Source organism: Schaalia sp. lx-100 (assembly GCF_021083625.1).
GTDB lineage: Bacteria > Actinomycetota > Actinomycetes > Actinomycetales > Actinomycetaceae > Pauljensenia.
This window is the reverse complement of the sequence record NZ_JAJNRP010000003.1, coordinates 159,325-183,014: the sequence shown is the minus strand read 5'-3', so window position 1 is coordinate 183,014 and position 23,690 is coordinate 159,325. Positions and strand designations below refer to the sequence as shown.

Genomic DNA, 23,690 nt, shown 5'->3' with positions numbered 1-23,690 from the left:
TTGCACTGGTACGCCCTCACCGCAGCCCCAAACCGGACATGCCATCGGGAACCACCTTGGTGGCTAGGGCTTTTAGGGCACGCTGGACGGAGCGGCCCACACTGTTTTCAGCCCGCTTGATCTCGGCTTCGGTGGCGTGAGGGTTTTCTGCCATCGCGATTTCCTTGAAGGTCGCCCCGTCCAGTACGTGGGCTTCTACCCGGGCACGCACCTTGTCGCTGGGGATCAATGCGAGGATGCGTGCGGCCGTATCGTCTTGGGCCACCTGGGTTTCCAGTTCGATGGTGATGGCGGCCGTCAGTGCTGCCGCGCTGGGAGGTTCAGGCTGGTCGCTGTAGGAGGAGTCCTTGCGCTTGCGCCGGTTCTCTGCGTCCCGGAACTCCCGGTAGATGTCCGCCAAAATGCTCACTTTCCATTCCGGCAGCTGCCCCGGGTCCAGCAGTACCTCCAGTACCGACGGTTCATAGAAGTGCGGCTGCTCAGTCTTGGCTGGCAGGGGCGTCCAGGCCACGCCCCTGGCTGAAGGCACAAGGATCTCAATGCGCTCCTTGCCATTGGCGTCAATCTTGACCCGGTGGATGTAGGCGGATGCTTGGCTAGTTTTGTCGTGGGTTGCCGACATGTTTTCTTCCCCTTGGCTAGGGAGGAAGGGCTGTCGGCGGGAGCTGGTTGGGTGAGGAAGATTGGTGGCGGGTAAGCGAAAAGGCGCTCAGTGCACACCGGCTAGACATGGGTGGTCTAGGCCGATGGGCGTGAGCGCCTCTAGAGGCTCCCGCCGAACCTTCCTCAGGTTCTTTTGTGGTTTTGGTGTGGCCGGATTGCGCGCGTGGCCACGGGTGGGTGGCTTGGCCGCGTGGCTGTGTCGACGGTCAGCTGGCGGCGCTACTGGTTACCGGGGCGGGGGCCGGTTCCGGAGGGGCATTGGGGAAACTCCTTGTTCTCAAGACGTGACGAGTGCGACACGTCAGGTTCCACGGTGCGGGGCAGATGCGGTCTCCGGCCGTAAAATCTGATTGACATCAGATGGCAGTTAGGCATCTGGCTCGCACTGTTGGTTTTGAGTTTCCCCGCTCAGAATCTCCGCCGCGAGGCCGTTTGGTACATCGCCGTACATGCTCCGTACATGGCTGTACATGAGGAGGAAGGAGGACAGCGAGCATGCTGGTCGTGGATCTGCTGCGCCTCCTACACACCAACTGGCGCTACAACGATTTGGAGCGCAGCGTGATGCCCGCCGATACAGACGGTGGGGGCTGGTTTATCCGTCACCTGGCAACGGTCAGCATGGATCCGGAGGCGGCTAAGAAGGAGAACAACCCCTTTTACATGAGTAAGTTCCCCGGGAAGTATGACCCTGCCCGGGAAGACGTGTATCTGGACACTCTCCAGCGCTACTACTCCGGCCAAAAGGGTCGGCTCATTTCACGACAGCGCGCGCGGTACTGGCATACTCATCTGAATCGAAACCGGCTTCTGACATATCTTGACGACCGCATCAGCATCTCGCGTCGCCAGGATTGGCTCGTCATCTTCAAAGCTCATGGGTTCACAGTGGGCACTAGCCAAACCGCAGAGCTAATTGCCGACCTTCTCACCGATGGACTCGCGAATCTTGCCCAGGGCATTCCTCGAATCAACGATGTGGAGTGGGACCCTTCTGTGTACGAGTCCACCAAAGACTCGTACACAGAAGAAGACATTTACGAGGTTCGATTTTCTAGCTTGAAGGCAAGCGACATCTACGTCGCCGATGGTGTCCTTCATGTCGGCAGCCGCACGGTCGCCCTACCGGAAAGCTTCACTTGCGATGACACCACGAAGTACCGCAGCCGCCGCTTCATCAACCAAGCCTGTCTCGCGTTCAGCGAAGACGCAGGCCAGACCATCACGGCCGAGGATATTGGAAGCGCACCGGAGCAGTACCAGGAGGATTACGCCGATTACGTTCAGTGCTTCCACACAGCCATGAGCATCCTGGCTCTGATGCGGGAAGTCAGCGTGGACGGAGAAGAAGAGTTCGACCGGATCAAACAGGATCTGTTTTCTGCCCTCAAACCGGTACTACGCCTCAAGCAAGGCAACGCCTACGACAAGCTCAACATCGTTCTTACTGAATCTACCCGCGCGCAACTGACCAAATCGCACGTGCCTCAGACCACGGGTTTGTTCGACAATGACGCGCGCAAGGGCGTGTGCCATAGCCTGGCAGACACCAGCCACATCACTTGGGTGCCCACACCACAGCAGGCTGGGGGTGCCGATGAGTAAGTTGCTGAACTCCCACATGGACCTGGCAATCCGTTGCCTGCTTATCTTGTCTGCCGCCCCCGACACGGCCCGCAGCATCACCGAACTGGCTGCTATCGACCTATTGGCCACGCGCGGAGCAGATTTCGGACTGATGCACACGAACCTTCACGGAGACCTACGCACCGAACTAGGTCGCCTCTCTGGACGCGACCCCAGAGTCCGTACCGCGATCCAGTGGAGTCAGCTGCGCGGACTGACCACACGAACAGTTCACGGTATTCAAGCAACCGAGAAGGGCTTCGATCTTGCCGCTAAGCTCGACAGCCCTTACTACCAGCAGTATCGCAAAGCCCTTATCTTCGCCCTCGACTACGTCGACCGGCACACCCTTGACCAAGTCCGAGCAATGATTCACGCCGTTGCTCCCCGAGCCTTTGAGGAGGAACAATGAGCGAAAACCCCACCTTCTGGATCAAAGAAGTCCGCATCACCAGCAGCGACATCCACAACCCGCGCAAACCCTCCATCATCACCCTCATCCCCGGGGTCAACATCATCCACGGACCTTCAGACACCGGGAAAACCTACCTAGCACGCTCCATCCGGTTTGTCCTAGCCGGTGGCTCAACACCGTTCCCACGCGAAACCGGCTACGACACCGTCACCATTACTTTGGAAACGGAGCATGGCCCTGCCACCTTCAAACGCCAAATCGGCTTCAGCCAGGTCGAAGTCAGGCTCCCACACGAATATGGCATCCCATCGCAGGGGTACCCGGTTTCCGTCACTGAGAAGACCAAGGGTCAGATGACCGTCTCAGACATCCTCTTGCGGCTAGTCGGCGTCAAGATGGGGCCTAGAGGGGAACGCCGACAGATCATCACTAACCAGTACGCCCGGAAAGAAGATCTCACCTGGCGTCACCTCCACCAAGTACTCCAACGCGCCGAAGGCAACATCACCAGCGAAACCTCAATCTTCGGCCAAAACAGAACCGCCACCCTGACCGCTTTCGACCTCATCTTCAACGACACCCACCACGAGGACACCCGCGAACGCCGCGACCCCAGGGAGGAAGCCCGCCGGTGGGAAATCCTCCAACCCGAGTACTCTAGAGAACTCGAATACCTCAAAGACCGGATCGAAGAACTGGAGGGGCAAGTTCCCACAGCACCTCAGCTTGAAGATCTCACTAACGCCAGGGCTACCATCAAAGAGCAAATCCAACAGCTCCAGGCCGACCAGAAGGATCTACGTAGCAAACTCGCTACCCAGATCCACCTCATCCACGAAGCCGACAGTGAACTCGATGCGCAGCGGTTCGTGTCCGACCAAAACGAACAGCTCGCCGGGGTGTACCTCTCCAATATTGAACGCCTCACTGCTATCGCGGAAGCCCAGGAAGCACTATCTGGTATCGATATCCCTACGGAATGCCCCACCTGCGGAGCGCCTGTAGAAACTGACTCGGATGCGGCCACAGCAATTAAGCAACAGGCCGCTGCCGAGCTGGAGACCCTCATCACCGACCTTCGCTCGCTACGCTCCGCCCAAGAAGCCCTCAAAGAGAAGATCGATACCTCGAACAACACCAGAGACAAGCTGGCACAGGGAGCAGCGGCCATCGAGTCTGCCCTGGCGGAATTCCTGCAACCGCAACTGGCAGACCTTTCTGCACGGGTGAGTGACATTGAACAGACCATGCGCATCGCCCCTGAACTGGAGTACCTCAAGCGACGCCAGGAGTATGTCGAAAAGCGGCAGGGAGACATCATTCTGCTCACCCAAGAACCCGACGATGAACCGTTCAACCCGCTCGCTCCATTCGGCGGATACTTCGAACAAGCCTTCAGCACCTACCTGCGCGACATCCTCCACGAGTGCGCCTACGTTGGCAGCGAGAAAGCCGGACTGGACCTAGACTCCTTCGACATCAAGATCGGAGCGAAAGGCAAAGCCAGCCACGGCAAGGGCTACCGCGCTTTCTTCAACTTCATCATGCTGATGGCGCTACGCCGCTACCTCAAGGACCACGCGGTCTACAAGCCCGGCTTCGTCATCATCGACACACCAACCCTGGGACTCGAACAAAACAACAGCGACACCGAACTCGTCTCCGAACGGGCAGGTGGCAGCGGCCGCCCCAAGCTAGGTCTCATCCGACGCCTCTTCGACTACGCGCTCGACCATGCCGGGGACGGCCAGTTGATCATCATCAACAACACCGACGTCACCCCGCTCATTGACTACCACGCCAACAAAGCCAACGAGATCGTCTTCACCGGCAAGGAAAGCGAGGGACGCGCCGGGCTACTCGAAGAACCTCTGAATTAGGCTATTTTGAAAACGAGCAGCATCGAAAATCATAGTTTCAGCATGTTACCGTCCTTTAGGAAATCCGGAAGATAAGTCTGAACGAGCAGCTCGAGTGCGGAGCCGTCAATCAGCTCAGTATCAGTACGTGCAGCCTCGTCGAGCGCCTGCGGGGTAAAGCCAGCAGTTGTAATCACGATTTTACGATCGACACCACGCGTTACAGCAAAACTGTGCAGACGTTGAATCGGATCCGCAGAGACGTTGTTCAGGTAGCGCTTGCATTGAACAACGACGCTTCGCCCTTTACTGTCAATCGCCGAAACGTCCACTCCTCTATCCCCAGAACCGCCCATCAATGCAATTTGCGTACATCCCTGAGCTTCAAGAAGTTTTGCAGCGAATGCTTCAAATTCATAAGGATCAAGATCCATAAGTTTTGAAACGCTCACGGGAAGGGCTGGAATAGTTTTTTGACGGAACAGTTTTCCGTCTTCAATAGGCTCGGCATACGGCGAGAGTAACCGCGCAACATCAACCGACTCAATCGACTGAATCAGCATGCGAGTTCCATTCTCCACATAGGCAGAGAGGCGCAGCAGAAATTGGTCGTAAGAGAATAGGCTTCCTTCTTTGGTCAGATCCTGAACAATAGAGGGAACAACAGCAAACAACCGTTCCTGTACAGGAACGTCGAAAAGTTGACCATTGAATGGAGTATCAGGCCGAACCAAGTACATGCCGGGTGTGACTTCACGGATATACCGTTCAAAGAGAGCCACTACCTGATCTTGTTTCGAGGGGACCAAAATATCGTGAACATTGTTGTCTAGGCAGAGAGTCGTGAATCGGTTCTGCCACTCACGGAAGGTGAACGGAGCGCCTTTCAATTCCTGCAGATCTGAGGCCGACTTGAACACGAGATAATCAACGTCAGTCGACCCTGAAAACACACGCTGGATATTACGTGGAAGCTTGAGGAAAACGAAAATAATATCATCCGAGAAGACGAACGATGCGCTCTGTTGAATCCTCATTGAAGGATCTTTTGAAGCAGCATCAATGGTCAACAAAGGTTCGAATCCCGCTTTGCGAGCATGGAGTTTGAGTCGGTTCAGATTTGTCAACCACTGCTTTGCAGGAATGGGCCGAAAATAGATAGCTAGATATCCAAGATCCTGAATTACACGTGAGGATGCTGCGAACAAATCATCAAGATCTTTCCACCACCGATTCATGTCATGTACAGCTGATCTTGAAGGTGCATCGGTAACTACAAATTCTTTCTCGAGCCGATCTGCATCCGAGCTTAGCTCATAGCCTAGCCATGGATGATAGAGCTGGGCCTTTTCAAAATAAGCGTTCCCATCTGTCCAGGGAGGATCAGTGAACAGTAAGGATGTGCTCGAATTATTAAGCTGAGCTAGGAAGTCACGGAAATCCATGCAAGCGATTGGAGATGCTCCATCGTCGCTTGAAAAAGAATACTCGCGAAGCCTCCTAGATCGTAGTGACACCTGGTCGATAAACCTGTTGAGAAGGTTTACTTCTCGAAGCTGCCGTTCAGGAACGTGGAGATCCTGACTTTTGCTGCGATAGTCCTTGAATTTTGCCTGCGGAAGAATGGACAAAAGGGCATCACCCAAAAATAGCTTTACATTATTCGGGTATGTTTTATTTTCAAGCGTTTCCCACATGAATGAAAACGCAAGCTTCGATCGGTGTGGGAAAAGCGAACCATAGGTGGTGAATGCGGAAGAGAGATTGATGCGAGAATTTTCGATCAGGTTAGAAGAAAACACCTTCTTGGCAAACGCACTGAGAGGCATCTGATTCAATGTCCGCAGATGAGCCTCATCTTCTGTATCGAAGAACTTTTCCGTCGACTTACACTTAGGACACTTATACCGACCACGATAAATTACAGTACGCCCGTCTTTGCCTAGGCGCTCGTGAGGCTGAACGTCTTTATATGCAAGCGGGACACGGTCGAAGAAAAGAGAATCTAATACATGAAGATGCCCGCAATTGCAGCGTGTCTGGTAGAGCTCATCTAGATGTGGCTTTACAGAAGAAAGGTAGTCGTCAAGTGCATTCTTCAATACCTTTTCTTCGGGCAGACGCCAGGGGGCAGATGAGATCCGCCACGTATAGGGTTCCCACTCATTGCTAATCACAAACCTATTCATGGAGGCCGCAGCATAAGAAAAAATAGCTGATCCGCTGAAGGGATCCACTACTGTATCTCCCGGCTCACTGAGCCAACGAATGACAGCAGAGGCTTTGCTCAAGTCTTTACGTCCGACAAAGGGAAATAGCTGATCAGCCTGAGAGCGGGTCGTAATCTCTGAAATCTCATTGACTAGACCCTCTACGGTCTCCCTAACCTGCTGCTTTCGTGCATCATCAAGAAGCCAGTACATTGTCAACCTCCTTAATCTTGATAGCGTCTTCTACAGTACGACAGGTACCAGGGTATTCCATGATCGAGCCATCTTGGAGAGCCTGGGACAAGAATTTCGCATACGCAGCAAACAATCCGCCAGGTTCTAGGGACTCGCTGATAGATTGGGTTAATCGACGGACTCTGCGCTGCGATTCGGAATCCTGTTCACTGCAAAACACAACCAGAAGATCGCCATCCAACGTACGGTGCGGACTGGTAATGGTCTTCAATGAACGTCGCTGCTTAGGGAGCGCAATGACCGACTGAACTACGAATCCACGAGATCGTGCTTCCCTGTACAGATGCTGCCAGTTAGACAAGGCATGATCCTGATAAAACCAAGCGACAATGCCCTGCTTGCCAACAAGATCGATGCAAACAGAGAGCGATTTAGATAGATTTTTTTGATAACCAGCCGTCACGTCCCGCTTGTCACTGCTATTAGACACGACGAGTTCTTTATTTGCGGCATCATGTGGCGTCTCTAAGCCCAGAATAGGAATCCAAAGATTGGCGTATTCGAGGTACGGTACCTGATCGCCATAGGGAGGGTCAGTGAGTACTAAACGCGCAGAACGATCAAGATGTCCGAGCGTCATATCTTGTGCTGCAACATCGAAGATATTGAACGATCCGACCTGCGCATTATCAAATCGACTCGACCAGGCAAGAAACTTCTTGATTGTATCGAGTTTGCTCTTGAAGACCATAATTGGGTTCCGAGAGGTGAGGTTGGTCTTCGGGCGCCAGTATGGCCATTGGGAACTTGCTTTCTTGTCGCTAAGTCGGAGCATTGGCAGAGCAGCAGAGAGCGGGAGTTTAAGAGCTTCACCAAAATCATCGACCAATGGACTCTTAGCCACAAGAGCGAGATACTCGTTAATACTCGCCTGATTTTCTGGCGTGAAGTAATGAGCCAGTAGCGCGCCCTCAGGGATTGCAATCCTAGAATTTGGGCTAAGCGCAATTTCGTTAAAGTTTACGATTCTCTGATCTTTAACAGAGACTTCTCTCTCGCATAGAAGTGGAGAGTCGGCTGGCAGTGAGCGGCGACCAGTCCACTTGCCACCCTTCTTAACTTTTATAATAGTCTCCGTTGGGATAAGTGTAAACTCTCCGCCTTTATATGTGCCGTTGACAGAATAACGGCTTCTTTCAATTACCGATCCGTCCCCGAGTCGATACCATCCCTCTGTGTTTGCGGCATGGTCAGATAGAATACGTTCCAACTCTTCTACAAGAAGTGTTTTCCCTTCAATCAACTGGAGTGTTGCTTTAGCCAGATACTGCGATAGTGGGCTAATATCGCTTCCGACCGCATCCCGTCCTGATAGAATCGCAGTGAATGGAATCGTTCCAGATCCCATAAACGGGTCAACAACCAGCTCTCCTGGAGCAGATAATTCTCTAACGATCAGCTCGATAATATTCATAGGCTTGCGCGCCCAATATGGATGCAACAGACCTAGTGGCGTGTCGTGAATTGGAGAGCTAATCCGCTCAGACATCCAACACCTCCTCCTCATTCTGTCGTGACGGTGGCTTCATAATGAAAAGGTACTCAAGCACTTCTTTATTAGCATTGGACTTGCCTTGACTTGAATGAGTTAAGTCCCTACTATCAACTCTCACCGAAAAGCCAATTGCACGCGCAAGATCAACAATCTCTTCCTTCGGCAGTAAAGATGTTGACGCATAGCTTAGAACCAAGCCGCATTTTGCGGAGTAAGCCTGGCTAATCAAACCTTCGAAGGCATCCAAAACTTTGGATTTTTTACCAAAATCTGACACAATCCGACCGCTTCGGTAACGACCTACGGTGTAATTTTCCAGCCTGGAATTCCATGTGAGCTCTGGATAGTCGTACAAGGTCACAGTATCCAACAGATGGTAATAGCGAGAGTAGTGCTCCTTGAAATATGGTGGATCAGCGTAAATTACATCCCCGGGTGCAATGTGATCACGCATCGACAAATAGTCCAGGTAGTCTAAATTGAAGACGCCTTGGCTATTCATTTTCGGACCTGCGCTCAACCGCTCAAGACCATCGACAACATGATTTACGATGCTCAAGCTATGTTTTTTCGCAATATTTAGTGCGGCGCTCTTAGATGTCGGCTTTAGGTATTGCGCTAAATGAGTAGTCGTACTCGCCGTGTTGGTCATTGCCGAAATGAGAGCCGCAACAACATGCACTTCTTCTGCCTGATCCAACTCTGCAGCGAACTCCCGGATGGCATCAATCTCTAGACATTGCCTGACGCCAAAATATGTATTTCGGTAATAGCTCGCAAAAAGATCGTATTCCCCAGTTGCCTCTTTAGGGTCTCCTGAATTCTCACTGAGGTACGCCGCATAGGCTTTCCAGTCTCCACCCCGAAGAATGTTGCCTAGCGCCACATTTTCTTTCGCCAGCGAATCACGATACCGCAGTCTAGCGTTTCTGAGTATGCTGCTCTCATAATCTCCGCTGTTAAAGTACGAAATAATTTCTGGCAATCCACTTCGATCTGCATCGAAAAGGGAGGTAAGAAGCCAAGCAGCATAAGGCTGAATATCGTTCAGAGATACCCGCATACCTTCAAGCGAAGCCTTAAAGCTAACTGCTCCTGTTCCTGCCATCAGGTCATGGAGAGTGCCCATGTTAGGAAACTCAGTTTTGATGGTTCCTACAATCCAGTCAGCTATCCGGGTTTTCGATCCCAGGTACTGCATACTGAGAGGGATTTTAATCTGGTTGCTCTGAGTGCCAGCAGACGGTGGGACTGTTGGGGTCGATGACTCCTGGGACATCCTGCAAGAGCCTCCTCTACCTCCGTCTGACCAGTTGGACCCCCAGATCTCTCGGCATACGTCTGACCAAGCTGTCACGCTAGGCGGAACCCATGCCCAGTCCGGGCGTCTTCCCTACGATACCGTGCTCTCGCTCGTTTCAGCGACTTCGCCGCGCATCTGCTGGCACGGTTTCCCTCTCAGTGATAAGGCCCCAATCTCACGCCGCCTTCTATTGATATCGAATGCGCTTATAGTTACCTTCAACGCCCTCAAGGCTTGCAAAGGAGCTGAGATGCTCCCACAACCGCTCATGAAGTTCAGGACTACCGTAAGGTCTAGTCACACTAGTATCCGCCGGTGATGCTGTAAGGTCAGTTCCCGCACACCCGGGTCAGGGCCTTCCAACGGTGTGGGGTGTATTTCCGGGAGTGGCTTCGCGGCTTGCCCTCGCTGCGTCATGGTTCCTCCTTGTCGTTCGGCGCTGGTGACAACACCAAGCACCACCTGGGACGGAATATCCTCCCACCCCTCCTGACGGCATCAGAACCACGAGGGAAACACGCTGTCTAACGCGGCCACACTTGCGTTAGACAGTTGGGTGCAGCCACCTGGTGAAACTACGTGAACACGCCACAAAACCCTGGTGTGAGAGGGCATGAAAAAAGCGGCCTGAATGCCGCCACCCAAGATTTGCCCGCAGTATCAAGCGGAAAGCGCATACGCACCCGCACAGTTAGCCCGTATCATTATCTGCTCTCTTGGCTTCCCGATCACCAGATCAAAGTGCATGTCTGCTCCAAAGATTTCGTTAATGCGTTGCCTAATGTTGTTTGTGTGGATGAAAGCGTAAGCGTGGGTCTCAAGGTCTTCGCCGCGCCCGTAGTCGTTCTCGCCTGCCCCGCAGTAGGAGCAGCGCCGGCCAGTGCGGATAAAGATTTCCTCGCCAGAAAGCGGGTCAACACGGCTCTCGCGTGTGCCGGTTTTGTCATCCCAGATGTGCTCGGTGCGTTCAAACCAGATATTACCGTCTGGCGTGTCGAAGGCGGTACAGATGAAGTGCTCACTGTTAGCGTACTTCGAGCAGTACACACTGCGGCGGGACATGAGGGCAGTGAGCTCAGTGATAGCAATCCCGTAAATCTGCTTGGTGAGGATGTGGTTGACCCGCTCCTGAGCATCAGGAATAACGGTAATGAGGCCTTCGTTGAAACGGCGGGTCGCCTCCCGTAGAAATACCCCGGTTTTGACGAACGGATCTAGTACCCGGGCGTTCGGGTTCGCCCACAGGTTCTCCCCGTCATGGTCACGTGCCCATGCTTCGGTGACGAGGTCAAGCATCGCTGCAGCCATCTCTGGAGGCGTGAACACTTCATCGTTCGAGAGGTTCGCGATGCAGGTGAGCACATCAGGGTTGTGCTTGTTCAACAGGAGGTTCGACGCGCTCATGCTTGCTGCACTCCTCTAGCGGCAACCTCAGCCACAGTCATTGGAGGGAACGAGGTATCGGGGGTGAAGATTTCGGCCATGTCCATGGAACCGAACAAGGTGTCCTCCCCAAAAGCCGCACGTTTTGTCAGGTTCTGATACTGGAAGTCTCTCCGTTGAAACTTGCCCGCCCCAAGGTAACCCCACTCGGCGAAGGTCAAAGGCTCCCCGCTGGGGACCGTCATGGTCAAAGCATCGGCCTGCACGATGTTGATCTCCAGGACTGCGCGAGCCGCCGCCGCCCACGTGCCGTCAGGATCCTCACCGATGAAGTCCATGAAGATAGCGAGAAGATTGTCGCGGCAGATCTTGGCATTGTCAGCAAGCAGCTCAATGCCATAGGTGCTCATGAGGGCCAAGAGCGCGTAGTGGCGGCGCTCAAAGTCATTCTTGCCGTAGCGAGCTTGGACAGTCGAGAGCTTGCGGCGCAAGATCTCCTGAAGGAAAGCGCCCTCACCGCAAGCCGGCTCCAAGACGCGGGCATCAATACGCTCCGACTCATCTTTGACCAGGTCGAGCATGTCGTTGACCATCCATTCCGGGGTGAATACCTCGCCATGGTCGGCCACGCGCTGCTTCGACTTAACTAGTTGCACCTGCTCGCTCACATCTCCTCCTGGCCTGCTCCAGCGTGGAGCATCGCGGCTGCCTTGGTTGTCTCAGCTCGATGCTCGAAACAGCCGCGAGGAGACACCCTGTCTTCCATTATCGGTTCTTTGGGCTCTCGGAGGGGTGAGGCGGGGCCGTGCGTGCCCCACAATCATGCGGTTTGCTCAATCAAACTCGTCAAAGCTGAACTCAAGTTGCCCGTCACTGCCACCCTTGCCTTGACGCTTCATGCGGAACGTGAGCAGCCGATAAACAGGGATCCCGAATGCGGGGCGTTCGTCAGCGGACAGCCTCGTGATATAGGCGAAGAAGGACTCTTCGTCAGCATCGAACGCGATGACGGTATGCACGGTGACGACTTCTTATTGGTTCTGGAGAGCGCGGATCTTGTCGCGGAGTTCCGCGTTGGGCCCGGTGACCATCTCGGCGCTGATCGTGCCCTTAGCCATCTCCTCTTTCAGCTCGCCGATGGATTTACCGGTCTTACGGGAGATCTCCTCCAGCGGGTTGAAACCGGCGTTGATCATCTGCATCAGGTCTTGGCCGGTCAGCTTGCCTGTCGAGGACATCTGGGCGAACGCCAAGGTCAGTGACTCCATCTTCTGCGCATCACCTTGGGAGATGTCACCAATATGCATCAGGTGCTTCTTCGCGCCCTCCAGGCTGATGCCAAAGGCCAGCAGGGTTTGCATATTCTCTCGTGGCACGCATGGTCAATATCAGTTCATCGGAGCGTCCGCCAATAACCACTACCGCATCAGAAGCCGCATTTTCGTTGTCATGTTTGGTTCTCCTTAGCTTGATACGGACGGTGCGGCAGGCTCGTAGACGGCCTTATATCAGTCGGTGATCGTTTTGGATGTGACTTTGGAAGCCCCTTCGGCGGCTTCGGCTTTCCACGGGTTGCGTCCCTTGCTATCGGGCTTGTTACGGCGCAGAATCGTGTCCTCCTGCTCGACGGTGCGGATCGTCCCGAATGCATCATTCGCGAATGTCTGGAGAGTATTAGCAGCCATGATCGGCTCCTTCCTAGGAAGCCGACAGATGAACAACACGGAAAGTTATGGCTTCCTAGCAGGAGGGCTTCGAGCACGCCAGATTTATAACCACACCCCGAAAGTTGAGGTTGCGTGCCCCTGAGCTATGACCTAGTCTTAATGTCAACATGACCGGTTCCGCTACCCACCGAGGTGGGAGTCCAGGGCCGGTCTTCGTTGTTCTCAACCAAGGTCACCGGGGTGTTGGGCCTATACGACAGATCTTGTTGGTGGGGTTCTTGTTTTTTGTTGTGTTGGTGCTGAAAGGTGCCTTTTTAGGTTGGTTTGACTGGAGTTTAAGGTTGGACAAATCCTGTTGGTGAGATCAGGGGTTTTTTGTTGAAGTGACACGGAAAGGTCCGTTCTTAGGTTCGGGGTGTCGGGTGGGGTTTATACGACAAATCTTGTTGGTGTGGAGTGAACTTTTGTGGTGTGTTGGTGGTCAAAACTCGGTCGTTAACTCCCCCTTTTTTTCCCGGGCGTGTAATGGTGATGGGTGAATCGACTACATCGTTGCCAGACTTGCCATGCTCGGATGATCCGCTGGGGATCGTATTTAACAAAGACCGGGAAGAAGGTGCGTTGGCGTTGCCAGGCCTGTGCAGCTACAACGAATTCGCGCGTGGATTCCAAAGCACGCGAAATCGCGATGCTCATAGACTTTGTGACCGGGAAACTCACCCTGGCAGAGTTTGCCGGTGGCGGACGCACACTTCAGCGTCGCCTCGCTAGGGCGTGGGAATACTGGCCTGTCGCACCGGCAGTTGACGAAGTCCATCACGTTGTCCACGTTGATGGCCTGTATCTGGCTCACCGTTGCGTCCTGCTGATCGCGATGAGCTCACGACACGTTCTTGCCTGGCACCTGGCTCGAAGCGAACGAGCAAGCTCGTGGGCTGACCTGTTAGCCAAGATCGCTCCTCCTGATGTTGTTATCACCGATGGCGGGTCAGGATTCGTGAAAGCTTGCCGCACCCAATGGCCCAACACCCGTATTCAGCGCTGTCTTTTCCACATTCAAGCCAATGTTCGTTCCCGCACCACCAGCAGGCCACGCCATCAGGCAGGAGTTGAGCTCTACGCCCTAGCCAAAGCACTGACCCATATCCGCACTCAAGACGAGCAAACCGCCTGGCTGGATCATTACACGAGGTGGTGTCAGAAATGGAAAATGACCCTGGCAGAAAAAACACGCCTAGCTGATGGGCGCATCGTCAATACTCACGAGCGTCTCGTCGCTGCCCGTAACCTTATCAACCGACGTGTTAAAGCCGGTGACATGTTCACCTACCTTGACCCACATCTCCACATGGACGGTGAGCCGATCCCGGCTACGAACAACCGAATCGAAGGACTCAACTCTCAACTCAGAGCAATGCTGCGCACACATCGTGGCTGGCCACTACTACGCCAAATCAAAGCGTGCATGTGGTGGCGCTACCAGCACACAAGCAACCCGCGCCCCGCCAGTGAACTCACTACCCTCATGCCCACCGACACTCAGATCCACGAACTCTACCAACAAACCGCACAACACCAAGCAGAAACCGACCAAGCCCGCCAACAACACTGGGGACAAGCCATCACCTGGGCCGACCTCACATGGTCAACCAACACGCTCAAGGCCATCAACGAATAAACCCCCACCAACAAGATCTGTCGTATAAGCCGGGTGTTGGAGCCGCAACCGCAACCTGCGCCTGCGGAATCATCTTCCTGTTGACTCCCGGAGCATCGATCGAGCTATACTTGACTCAATCGTTCAGCCCGCCTCGACTTCGATCGGGAGTGGGCTGGATCTCTATTCAGGGTCGGAGCCAACATATTGAGCAAGCCGGTAAAACGAGCAGCGACAATCGCTCAACACATCGATCTGCTACGTTCTCGCGGTATGCAAGTCGATACCGACGTCGCATCACAATGGCTTAGTTTCGTCAGCTATTACCGGCTATCAGCGTATTGGTATCCTGCCCGACACCTCTCGGCACACGACGTACGCCAAGATACGTTCACACTGGGCACTCGTTTCAGTGATGCTGTTGCGCTTTACGAAGCAGATCGCAAACTACGTGCACTTGTGCATGACGGAATGGAACGCGTCGAAATTGCGATGCGCACCCGCATAGGGGAAGCGCTGACCGCAACCGACCCACTCGCTTACACCGATCCGCAACGGTTTCGCCCGACGTTTAACCACAAGAAATGGATGACGACACTCGACAAGCGCATCAACCGTGCAGGCAGAAACAATGAAGCAATCAAGCATTACCGAGACTCCTACGACAGCCAATACCCGTTTTGGGTACTAGCTGAGGTGCTCGATTTCGCTGACATTTCACGCCTTTACGAAGGATTACCGGCATCTGACCAGCGAAAAATCGCCGAGGACATGGGACTCGTCATCGACTTAACAGCACTGTCGAAAAACCAGCAACGCAAAACCAAACTCCAATCACCGCTCGTGCGATGGATGGAACAACTGAGTATCGTCCGTAACTTCTGTGCACACCACGCCAGGCTGTGGAACAAATCCTTCGCCCCGGCACCGACAGCAGCATTACGAACGCTCCCGCAATTCGCGTCGCTGCCCCTCGGGCAAAGCGGACAAATATTCGGTGTCCTCACTGTTATGGCGGGGCTCATCCGCGTCACATCGCCAGGAACAACCTGGCCAAACAAAATCAGCAGCCTCATTAACAACGAGTTCTTAGCAAACCCTCTTGTCAACCCCACCAGTTTGGGCCTACCAGAAAACTGGAATCACAGCTTCTAACTGCTAATCCTTACGATAAAAGTCGCACTCATACCCGTCCGCTAATAGCGGCAACCCCGCCGCCCACTCGGGCACTGTGGCCATAAGACCACAGATCTCCTCAACGCTGGCGCTGGTGCCTTCAACAACGATCTCGTCGTGGACGCACATCACGATCCGATGCCCAGCCTCGGCCACCTGGTGCATCCCTTTTTTCGGTCCTAATCTGGTCCTAAATTGGTCCTAAATTGGTCCTAAAAATTAGGAGCAACTAGACCCTTTTAGGGTACATTACGGAATTTGCTTTTACTGAACAAAGCCGACTTTTCCCCGAGATTTCAACGAAAAATCCCGGAATCAAGCGGTTCCGGGATTAGGTAGAGTGGAGATGCGGGGAATCGAACCCCGGTCCGACGGCTGGCCCCAAGGTATTCTCCGGGCGCAGTCTGCTTGATATTTCTCGGCCTCCGGCATCATGCAGACCTGCTACCGGATAGGCTCAGTCGATAAAGTGTTGAGGAAAACCGACCGACACGGTGTTCCTCCAGTGGCTCTCTGAATGACGCCAGGAACCGAGCTGAGAGCACCACTCGGGCTGACGGACTAAAGGTTCACGCGGCGATATCAGGCGGCGAGAACGTAGTCGGTGCGGTTCTGTTCGGCACCTATTGGTTTGCGCGCGTCGTTTACGAGGTGAGCGCACATCCTCGGCCCGCTTCCCCTTGATCGACAACCGTCGTCGAAACCGATCATCCCCTATTGAGTTCACAACTCTTCCTGCCCCAAAGAACAGATTTTTCATTCTAAACCTTTGAAAAGATGAAAGCAAACGAAATATTCTCATCCTTCAAGTTTCAAATACTTGGATTTTTATATTACTTCCAAAGTCGTTCTACAGGACCAGAATCATAAAAGAAGCGTTATCATGGATGGAAGGGCATTTGCCGCTCCGTTTCTGTCAGACTCTCAAGACCAATAAAACAATGTAGCTCACATGTGGAATATGCTTTTCCTCAGTGAAAGAAAGATTTCTGTGAATTCCTCGTATATTTTTGACACTCAGATTAGCGCTGACGATTACGATGCTTTTGTCACTTCACAAAAGAATTGCAACGTGCTGCAATCTGCTTGCTGGGCAGAAGTAAAAGACTCATGGGATTCTTTCCGCGCATGTGTACGCGATACACAGGGAAATATTGTCGCTGCCGGGTTAATTCTTATTCGTCCCATTAAATGTGGATTTACTATGTGGTATCTCCCGCATGGGCCTATTCTTGATTATTCTGACCATGCTGTTTTAGTTTTCTTTTTAGATTCATTAAAGAAACTCGCTCAAAAATCTTCGTGTATATTTATTAAAATTGATCCTCCTGTGCCACTAAGAGCTGCAAAAATCGAAGAATTAACAAGTGGTTATTCAGCCGATTCACTTGAAATAAGGGATGTATTTCAAGAATCAGGTTTTAGGCATCTGGGTTTCACGGAAAAAATGAGTGATACTTTGCAACCGCGTTTCACTACGGCGACTCTGCGACCACCTGAAGGTGAAAGTATTTTGCAGCATGTCCCTAAGCGCACAAGGCGTTTCGTGAAGGATGCAGTGAATCGTTATGTGGAAGTCCGACGTGCCAATATTGAGGCACTTGATGATTTCATGTTCCTCATTGCGCAAACAGAGGAAGCAAAATCAATATATTTACGACCACGTGAGTATTTTGAAAAAATATTCGATGTATACGGTAATGATGTCCTCTTGTATATCGCTTATCTTAATGTTCCTTCAGCTATTAAGAAATATCGTAACCGTATAAGTGAAACAGAAAAGAAACTTTCTGAACTTGATGAAAATGCGAATCAGAAACGCCGAGAATACGAACAGCAAATTAAAAGTCATCAACAACAAATTGACTTTTTAGAAAAAGAGTATTCCGCTAATCCTCAAGATGTTATTCCTTTAGCAGGGTGTTTATCTGTGCTTTATGGGACTGGGCTTGAAATGCTGTATGCGGGAATGAATCGTCATTTTTCAAAAATTACTGCACAAGATCTTGTGTATATTCAATCCATGACAGAGGCTTTTGACCGTGGCGCCCAGTATTGTTCTATTGGAGGCGTATCCAATACTCTTGATGATGGATTAATGAAGTTTAAGTCGCATTTCAACCCCATCGTTATTGAAAAACTTGGGGAGTTCGATTTTCCTATTCGGAAGTTAATGTATCGCGTCGTTAAGTTTTTTATCGATCATCGCGAATAGTTTGAGTAACGCAAACACTTCCTCACACCACTATTTCTTTCCAGTCGCAGAATATGCGTATCTGCGCACACCTATTGCCCGCGCATCTGCGTATTCTTTTATCAGTTTGAGGGGATTCAAAGGACTAAAACTTCGCCTTCCTTTCCAATGACGATCACTTACCACCTCCAAAAGATTTACTTCTTCCCGCCAAAATTTATGCCCGAGATCACTTCCAACTCCCCTTTAGTTACTTTGAGGTAATCTGTTACCAATAGTTATTCTCGTGTGCGTCACAAACTCCACCACCGAAAGGAAAAATCATGAAGATTGCAGTGATCGGCGCAAATGGAATGATTGGCTCACAGATTGTTTCTGAGGCACTTTCACGCAAGTATCAGGTCACCGCTTACACACGCAGCGGCACACAGATTGAGGGAACCACATCCGTCGCCCTCGAATTAACAAACACTTCCGCAGTTGCCAAGGCTATTAATTCCCATGATTTCACCGTGATTACAGTTGCCAGCCGCGACAACTATCAAGCCGCAATTGATGCACATACTGCTCTCATTCATGCTGCCCCCACGGGCCGCTTCCTTATCGTTGGCGGCGCTGGCTCACTGGAAATTAATGCTACTCGCCTCTATGAAACCCCTGATTTCCCAAGTGATTACAGTGTCGAAGCCCGTACATTCGGCCAGATTCTCGACCTCTACCGCTCAGCCCCTACAGATGTACAGTGGACAATCGCAGCCCCCTCCCCCGAAATTGCTCCTGCAACCCGTACCGGCAGGTACATACTGGGGTCAGATTCGCCTGTTGGAGATTTTGTTTCTACTCAGGACTTCGCAATCGCAATTATTGACGAAGCTGAAAAGAAGCAAAATCTTCGTCGTCGTTTCACTGTGGCCACCGAGCAAGCCTAGTATCAACCTCAGAGAATTCACAGCACTACACCTCTAGTTTTAGGCGTAACTACACGCATGAGGGGATGCAATCACAAAAGGATTACATCCCCTCACAGCTATTATGCACGGGCTTCCCGCACCTCTCGGTTGCATGCATTAATGACAGGATGAAACGAATGACAGGATGAAACGCCTACTCGCTACCCTTGTCTGCTTTTCCTTGCACGCAACAAAATTTCAGTGTGACTGTGGCCCCGTATAATCATCGAAACGTTCGGGAGCACTGGGAACACCCATCTCTCCCATGCGTCCAATTAAGTCAGTTTGCGCAGGATCTACTTGTTGTCCTCGAGAAATATCCGTCATTGCGCGGCGTGACACGACTTTGATGCGTTCACGGCTTCCGCGATCACCTGGAAGATCCCCATAAGAGGCTCCTAAAGATTGCTCATATTCGTCAAGTAATTCCCAGCCATCCCACGTGGTGTATTCAATGTTGCGTTCTTCCAGCAGCTTCACGATGGCTTCATGCCCGACTGAAGTTCCTCGCGCGCGTAGGCGACCAGCTTGCGCGTCTTCCACAAGATGCGTGATTGTCTGTTGCGCGTCAGATTTTGTCGAGCCAATGAGTCCGACAGGGCCGCGTTTAATCCACCCTGTTGCGTACAGACCGTCGATAGTTGCACTGTCTGGGTCAGATGTTTCACGTACACGTCCTTCATCATTAGGGATGATGCCGCGTACCGTATCAAAAGGCATACCTGGAATTGGGCTGGAGTAGTACCCGACGGCCCTGTACACAGCTTGCACTGGCCATGTTGTCATCACCCCGGTTCCTCGTACTGTGCCGTCGCCAACCAGTTCCATACGTTCAGTGCGTAGCGCGCGCACGTGTCCTTTATCATCGGGAACGATTTCGATAGGTGATTGGAAAAGGTGAATATGGATGCGACGCGAAGCTACGTGTTCTTCAGGGTCAGCGCTTGCGTAGGCGGTTAAAGTTTTCACTACTTGACGCTGTTGATTCGATGAGCGCAGTTGGTCTTCGGACCCTTCATCGAATTCAAAGTCTTCTTCTGAAACGATAATGTCAACATCTGGCACATGGCCAAGTTCTCGTAATTCAAGGGGGGTAAATTTTACTTGAGCAGGGCCACGACGACCGAAAACATGAACATCTGTCACAGGGTTTTCGGCCAGAGTTTTCGCCACATTTTCAGGAATTTCTGTGACCAGCATATCCTCAGCGTGTTTAGCGAGTACACGAGCAACATCTAAAGCAACATTTCCTACACCGATGACAGCGATTTCACGAGCATTCAGAGGCCATTCGCGCGGATAATCGGGGTGTCCGTCGTACCAGCTCACAAAGTCAGCTGCTCCGTAGGATTCAGGTAAGTTAATGCCTGGGATATTCAGCGGAGCATCACGGTCAGCACCGGAAGCAATGATAATCGCATCGTAATGATCGCGTAGGTCGTCAATTGTGATATCTCGGCCTACTTCGACGTTACCGAGTAGTTGTATATCGCCACGCTGCAAAATCCTGTATAGGGCTGTGATGATTTGTTTAATACGCGGGTGATCTGGGGCTACGCCGTATCGCACGAGGCCGTAGGGAGCAGGGAGGCGTTCAAAAAGGTCAATGCTGACATCCAGTCCTGATTTGGACAGAATATCTGAAGCGTAGATTCCTGCAGGGCCTGCGCCTACAACGGCAACATGTACAGTACTCACTCAATATTTCCTTCATTCATGCTGTGCACTTTGTAAAGTACACCGAATATTTCACTTCCGATATCCTAACGCTGCATTAGACTTCTGTTCAGTGGCACAGAGCATACTGTATTCAAAAAGCTACTTGAGGACAACAAAACAGCCTGCAAGGTAAGGAATTCCGCTATCTCGAATACCACACGAGTATTCTCTATTTTCTGAAAAAGATGCAGGATTATTACGTATCAAGGGCTCTAACGATCAGAATATAAAAACTCGGCGGCAATTCTATCTAAAAAATTTGATACGTGAATAAATTCTTTACCCAAATCGAGTGTACGCACATCAATACGATTTCCCGACATAGCGTACCTTAAATCAAGGTTCATCATGTCTTGAGTTTTCGCATACAACAACATGCCACTTATCTGACAGCCAGAAGATCGAAAGGCTTCCTGCTCATTTTTTACATATGAAAAAATTTGATAAAGATGAGAAGATCTCACAGTTTCACTCCCCCTATTATGTTGAAAAATATCAGAATAATATTTAGCGTCAACAATGAGAATTTTATCTTTATATCGCAGCATTATATCGGTTTTCATTAAAGGCAAGTAATCATTAAAATTATCATCTAAAGCCCATGAAACTCTCGAAGCAGATACGGAGAGCAAGGGATGTTCTTTCCGATAATATTCTAAAATGAATTTTTCATATAGTTTTTCAATAAACTCCACTTTGAATGAAGAAAGAAAACGCATATCACCCTTATCAGTTGTCACAATAAGGCCTTCACATACCAACTGACAGATATTCAAGAGAAAACGATAATTTTCACTTACCTTGAAAGTATTAACATATGACCAATTAACATTAGCTAAGAAAATATCATCTACATCAGAAAAGAAAATTAAATACTTTTTTAGATTATCCTTATTTTCAGCACTAATAAAAGAATCAGTAAGCATTGAAAGAATTATCGACTTTAACACTTGATTTATTAGATTATTTTCCGAAAAGCTATCGTATTCACAGAAAAAAGTCTTTCGCCTCGACATGAAGTTATTCATCGTTTCGCCACTTATCAGCTTACCTCTCAGGAGATAAATGTTTTCTTTAACAGAAATATAGTCTTTATGCAGACCATGTTTAATTTGCTTTGAAAGAGCCGAAGACAACAAGCGGGCAAGAAATTCATGCACATTCTCAAATTTTTCAGTATTTAATGAATAGTGCTTCAATAATTTCCAATCATGGAAAACATAGCAGAGCATATGGTATATATTTTTAATTTCAATACCTTTATCGACGATCATGCGCCAATATTCCCTCTAAGCGTTCTTTCCATGAAAAATATTCTTCTTCATTATCAAACCAATATTCAGATAAGAGAGGAAGAATATCGAAAGAGATAATAGAAGAAAGAGTTTCAAAATCTATAGCAGAATAGCCGGTAAAGTAGCTATGCCCGATACAAAATCCCCTGCCCAATACCCGATCAGATCGTATAACACTGTTGAGCTCTTTAATCTGCTCAAGCAGAGCATCCAACAAAGGACTATTTAAGTTTTTTTGATACACCCTGAAACCCTCTGAATCAAACTGTGGCTCCAATTCAAAGAAACTAAATCGCCGCCTCAGAGCATAGTCAATCATCGCAATTGATCGATCTGCAGTATTCATCATTCCAATGATAAATAGGTTATCAGGAATAGAGAAAGATTCACCATTATAGGAAAGGGTAATTTCTTCATTACGATGATCATTCTCCATAAGCATCAGAAGTTCACCGAAAACTTTTGATACATTTGCCCTATTTATTTCATCTATAATAAAAAAGAATTTTTCATTCGGACACTTTTTCGCCTTAATGCAAAAATTATAAAATATGCCTTCACGAAGTTCAAAGCCCTCAGCCAGAGGACGAAAACCCATAATAAATTCTTCATATGAGTAATTTTGATGGAACTGAACGAATTCAATATTATTAGTTTTCGCGCTACCAAGAAGCAACCAAGCTATACGCTTTGCAGCAAAGGTTTTTCCAACACCAGGAGGCCCCTGAAGAATTATATTTTTCTTACGTTCAAGTGTTCGAATAATAGAGCGAATCTTCTCCTCGCTCATATACACTTCTTTTAAGAAATCATCTATAGGGTAAGAAATCTCTACCTCAGAAGGTTTATCAGTTAAAACAAATCCGAGGGATTTCAAAATATTTTCATAGACTTCTTCATCAAGTTTAATAAGAGTTTTTTCATCAAGATCATCCATCACAAACTTTGGTAAAACTCCTGTAGATACGAGGCTCCCCCAAGTTTCTGTACTCACAAAGTTTTCAAGCTCAATTAAAGTAATAAAATCCTCGTCAACATTGTCAACAATACACTTCGCTATAAGTTGACCTTCAGAAAATTCTCCAAGACATACGACGTAGTCACCTTTTCTAATTCTCTGTAACTTTTTATAAATTATTTCCTCTTGATCCTTGAATATAAAACATGCCTCAATATTTTTCACAGGCATAGCTATGTAAGTAAAGTTTTCTTTTTGAAAATCAAGCATCCAATATGACAAGTTTATTTCCTTATCTTCGATAAAATTTTCATAAAGCGGAATAGTACTAAGATCTACACGTTCAAGAGCCTTTGACAGGTTTTCACGTAAACGCCAAACCCAACCACCCGCTTCATATCTCGTGGCTCTTCGAATTTGATAAAGTACAGCTACACCGGCTCCCGGTGGTTTTGATGCCCCTCGTGCCGCTAAAACACGCTCTGCTAACGCACTAGAAACATTTTGATACGTACCTGAGCTCGCACCATATTCCATAGCAAGCTGCTTACAGGAAGCTGTTCCGCCTATATCTTTCATACATTTCATGACTCTCAGACTTTTTTCTGTAAAAATCTCAGAATCCTCTAGTAAAGAAACCCATTCTTCAATACTTATTCCAGGATCGTACTCTGATTTTGTAGGAAACCAGACTTCATTTTCTTGTAGCCTGCGCATTTTTACCTCTTCACTGAAAAATTTTACGTACTAAACTCGCCTCAAAGACTTCCGCTTCTCCACCAACAAAGAAAAGCTCTCAACCTTACTTTCCCATTCGATATCCCTTAGACAGCCACATTGCCAAAAGAAAACCGTGTGAAACATT

General features: G+C 50.1%; 18 protein-coding genes, 1 other RNA gene and 1 pseudogene. 7 read left to right on the top strand and 13 right to left on the bottom strand.

From position 1 onward, the window contains the following. Positions 1 to 16 precede the first annotated feature (16 nt). Entirely contained in the window at positions 17 to 622 is a 606-nt protein-coding gene (locus LRP54_RS03575; RefSeq protein WP_231234981.1) for a hypothetical protein, read from the bottom strand. 536 nt (positions 623 to 1,158) lie between these two features. Between LRP54_RS03575 and LRP54_RS03570 the strand changes: the two genes are divergently transcribed. The 3 genes from LRP54_RS03570 to LRP54_RS03560 are packed head-to-tail and all read left to right on the top strand — an operon-like array spanning position 1,159 to position 4,584. Continuing rightward, positions 1,159 to 2,268, top strand: a complete 1,110-nt coding sequence (locus tag LRP54_RS03570; protein ID WP_231234980.1) for an ABC-three component system protein — start codon at positions 1,159 to 1,161, stop codon at positions 2,266 to 2,268. Further along, entirely contained in the window at positions 2,261 to 2,701 is a 441-nt protein-coding gene (locus tag LRP54_RS03565; protein WP_231234979.1) for an ABC-three component system middle component 2, read from the top strand. The genes LRP54_RS03570 and LRP54_RS03565 overlap by 8 nt, the downstream gene beginning before the upstream one ends. Then, positions 2,698 to 4,584 (top strand): ATP-binding protein, encoded by a 1,887-nt coding sequence (locus tag LRP54_RS03560; protein ID WP_231234978.1) that lies wholly within the window; start codon positions 2,698 to 2,700, stop codon positions 4,582 to 4,584. Before LRP54_RS03565 ends, LRP54_RS03560 begins: the two co-directional genes overlap by 4 nt. Positions 4,585 to 4,613: 29 nt before the next feature. Here the strand turns inward: LRP54_RS03560 and LRP54_RS03555 are convergent, their stop codons facing one another. The 8 genes and pseudogenes from LRP54_RS03555 to LRP54_RS08520 all read right to left on the bottom strand — a co-directional run bounded on the left by LRP54_RS03555 (position 4,614) and on the right by LRP54_RS08520 (position 12,894). Continuing rightward, a complete protein-coding gene (locus LRP54_RS03555) occupies positions 4,614 to 6,986 on the bottom strand; it encodes a restriction endonuclease (RefSeq protein WP_231234977.1) in 2,373 nt (790 codons plus the stop codon). Then, positions 6,970 to 8,517 carry a DNA methyltransferase gene (locus tag LRP54_RS03550; protein ID WP_231234976.1) on the bottom strand — a complete coding sequence of 516 codons (1,548 nt, stop codon included), beginning with the start codon at positions 8,515 to 8,517 and terminating at the stop codon, positions 6,970 to 6,972. Before LRP54_RS03550 ends, LRP54_RS03555 begins: the two co-directional genes overlap by 17 nt. Further along, a complete protein-coding gene (locus LRP54_RS03545) occupies positions 8,510 to 9,802 on the bottom strand; it encodes a DNA adenine methylase (protein WP_231234975.1) in 1,293 nt (430 codons plus the stop codon). The genes LRP54_RS03550 and LRP54_RS03545 overlap by 8 nt, the downstream gene beginning before the upstream one ends. Before the next feature lie 684 nt (positions 9,803 to 10,486). Further along, positions 10,487 to 11,230, bottom strand: coding sequence for an Eco57I restriction-modification methylase domain-containing protein (locus LRP54_RS03540; RefSeq protein WP_231234974.1), 744 nt, complete (start codon positions 11,228 to 11,230; stop codon positions 10,487 to 10,489). Beyond that, the gene (locus tag LRP54_RS03535) at positions 11,227 to 11,877 is read right to left on the bottom strand and encodes an N-6 DNA methylase (RefSeq protein ID WP_231234973.1); all 651 of its coding nucleotides are present in this window, start codon (positions 11,875 to 11,877) and stop codon (positions 11,227 to 11,229) included. The genes LRP54_RS03540 and LRP54_RS03535 overlap by 4 nt, the downstream gene beginning before the upstream one ends. Before the next feature lie 165 nt (positions 11,878 to 12,042). Beyond that, positions 12,043 to 12,228, bottom strand: coding sequence for a hypothetical protein (locus LRP54_RS03530; protein ID WP_231204520.1), 186 nt, complete (start codon positions 12,226 to 12,228; stop codon positions 12,043 to 12,045). Between the two features lie 12 nt (positions 12,229 to 12,240). Then, positions 12,241 to 12,567 (bottom strand): annotated as a pseudogene (locus LRP54_RS03525) (tape measure protein); the annotation flags it as partial. Positions 12,568 to 12,717: 150 nt separating this feature from the next. Continuing rightward, positions 12,718 to 12,894, bottom strand: coding sequence for a phage tail protein (locus LRP54_RS08520; protein WP_442984589.1), 177 nt, complete (start codon positions 12,892 to 12,894; stop codon positions 12,718 to 12,720). 517 nt (positions 12,895 to 13,411) lie between these two features. Here LRP54_RS08520 and LRP54_RS03515 point away from each other — a divergent pair. Both LRP54_RS03515 and LRP54_RS03510 read left to right on the top strand, forming a co-directional pair. Further along, complete coding sequence (locus LRP54_RS03515) at positions 13,412 to 14,554, top strand: IS1249 family transposase (protein WP_331274801.1); 1,143 nt, start codon at positions 13,412 to 13,414, stop codon at positions 14,552 to 14,554. Positions 14,555 to 14,740: 186 nt separating this feature from the next. Further along, positions 14,741 to 15,688 (top strand): Abi family protein, encoded by a 948-nt coding sequence (locus tag LRP54_RS03510; protein ID WP_231234971.1) that lies wholly within the window; start codon positions 14,741 to 14,743, stop codon positions 15,686 to 15,688. Between the two features lie 359 nt (positions 15,689 to 16,047). Here LRP54_RS03510 and ssrA read toward each other — a convergent pair. Then, positions 16,048 to 16,424, bottom strand: a transfer-messenger RNA (tmRNA) gene (gene ssrA, locus LRP54_RS03505). Between the two features lie 237 nt (positions 16,425 to 16,661). Here ssrA and LRP54_RS03500 point away from each other — a divergent pair. Both LRP54_RS03500 and LRP54_RS03495 read left to right on the top strand, forming a co-directional pair. Then, positions 16,662 to 17,924 (top strand): peptidoglycan bridge formation glycyltransferase FemA/FemB family protein, encoded by a 1,263-nt coding sequence (locus LRP54_RS03500; protein ID WP_331274800.1) that lies wholly within the window; start codon positions 16,662 to 16,664, stop codon positions 17,922 to 17,924. A 302-nt stretch (positions 17,925 to 18,226) separates the two neighbouring features. Beyond that, the gene (locus LRP54_RS03495; RefSeq protein ID WP_231234969.1) at positions 18,227 to 18,832 is read left to right on the top strand and encodes an NAD(P)-dependent oxidoreductase; all 606 of its coding nucleotides are present in this window, start codon (positions 18,227 to 18,229) and stop codon (positions 18,830 to 18,832) included. Between the two features lie 219 nt (positions 18,833 to 19,051). Here LRP54_RS03495 and LRP54_RS03490 read toward each other — a convergent pair whose 3' ends face one another. The 3 genes from LRP54_RS03490 to LRP54_RS03480 all read right to left on the bottom strand — a co-directional run bounded on the left by LRP54_RS03490 (position 19,052) and on the right by LRP54_RS03480 (position 23,542). Further along, positions 19,052 to 20,551 (bottom strand): FAD-dependent oxidoreductase, encoded by a 1,500-nt coding sequence (locus LRP54_RS03490; protein WP_231234968.1) that lies wholly within the window; start codon positions 20,549 to 20,551, stop codon positions 19,052 to 19,054. A gap of 233 nt (positions 20,552 to 20,784) precedes the next feature. Continuing rightward, a complete protein-coding gene (locus tag LRP54_RS03485; protein ID WP_231234967.1) occupies positions 20,785 to 21,846 on the bottom strand; it encodes a 5-methylcytosine restriction system specificity protein McrC in 1,062 nt (353 codons plus the stop codon). After that, positions 21,833 to 23,542: an AAA family ATPase gene (locus tag LRP54_RS03480; protein WP_231234966.1), complete on the bottom strand. Its 1,710-nt coding sequence runs from the start codon at positions 23,540 to 23,542 to the stop codon at positions 21,833 to 21,835. The genes LRP54_RS03485 and LRP54_RS03480 overlap by 14 nt, the downstream gene beginning before the upstream one ends. Between the last annotated feature and the right edge of the window lie 148 nt (positions 23,543 to 23,690).

Coding starts and splice junctions, on each gene's coding strand:
- LRP54_RS03550 (WP_231234976.1), bottom strand. CDS start 8,517: ATGTCTGAGCGGATTAGCTCTCCAATTCACGACACGCCACTAGGTCTG.
- LRP54_RS03555 (WP_231234977.1), bottom strand. CDS start 6,986: ATGTACTGGCTTCTTGATGATGCACGAAAGCAGCAGGTTAGGGAGACC.
- LRP54_RS03545 (WP_231234975.1), bottom strand. CDS start 9,802: ATGTCCCAGGAGTCATCGACCCCAACAGTCCCACCGTCTGCTGGCACT.
- LRP54_RS03540 (WP_231234974.1), bottom strand. CDS start 11,230: ATGAGCGCGTCGAACCTCCTGTTGAACAAGCACAACCCTGATGTGCTC.
- LRP54_RS03565 (WP_231234979.1), top strand. CDS start 2,261: ATGAGTAAGTTGCTGAACTCCCACATGGACCTGGCAATCCGTTGCCTG.
- LRP54_RS03570 (WP_231234980.1), top strand. CDS start 1,159: ATGCTGGTCGTGGATCTGCTGCGCCTCCTACACACCAACTGGCGCTAC.
- LRP54_RS03500 (WP_331274800.1), top strand. CDS start 16,662: ATGTGGAATATGCTTTTCCTCAGTGAAAGAAAGATTTCTGTGAATTCC.
- LRP54_RS08520 (WP_442984589.1), bottom strand. CDS start 12,894: ATGGCTGCTAATACTCTCCAGACATTCGCGAATGATGCATTCGGGACG.
- LRP54_RS03495 (WP_231234969.1), top strand. CDS start 18,227: ATGAAGATTGCAGTGATCGGCGCAAATGGAATGATTGGCTCACAGATT.
- LRP54_RS03560 (WP_231234978.1), top strand. CDS start 2,698: ATGAGCGAAAACCCCACCTTCTGGATCAAAGAAGTCCGCATCACCAGC.
- LRP54_RS03485 (WP_231234967.1), bottom strand. CDS start 21,846: ATGATCGTCGATAAAGGTATTGAAATTAAAAATATATACCATATGCTC.
- LRP54_RS03575 (WP_231234981.1), bottom strand. CDS start 622: ATGTCGGCAACCCACGACAAAACTAGCCAAGCATCCGCCTACATCCAC.
- LRP54_RS03480 (WP_231234966.1), bottom strand. CDS start 23,542: ATGCGCAGGCTACAAGAAAATGAAGTCTGGTTTCCTACAAAATCAGAG.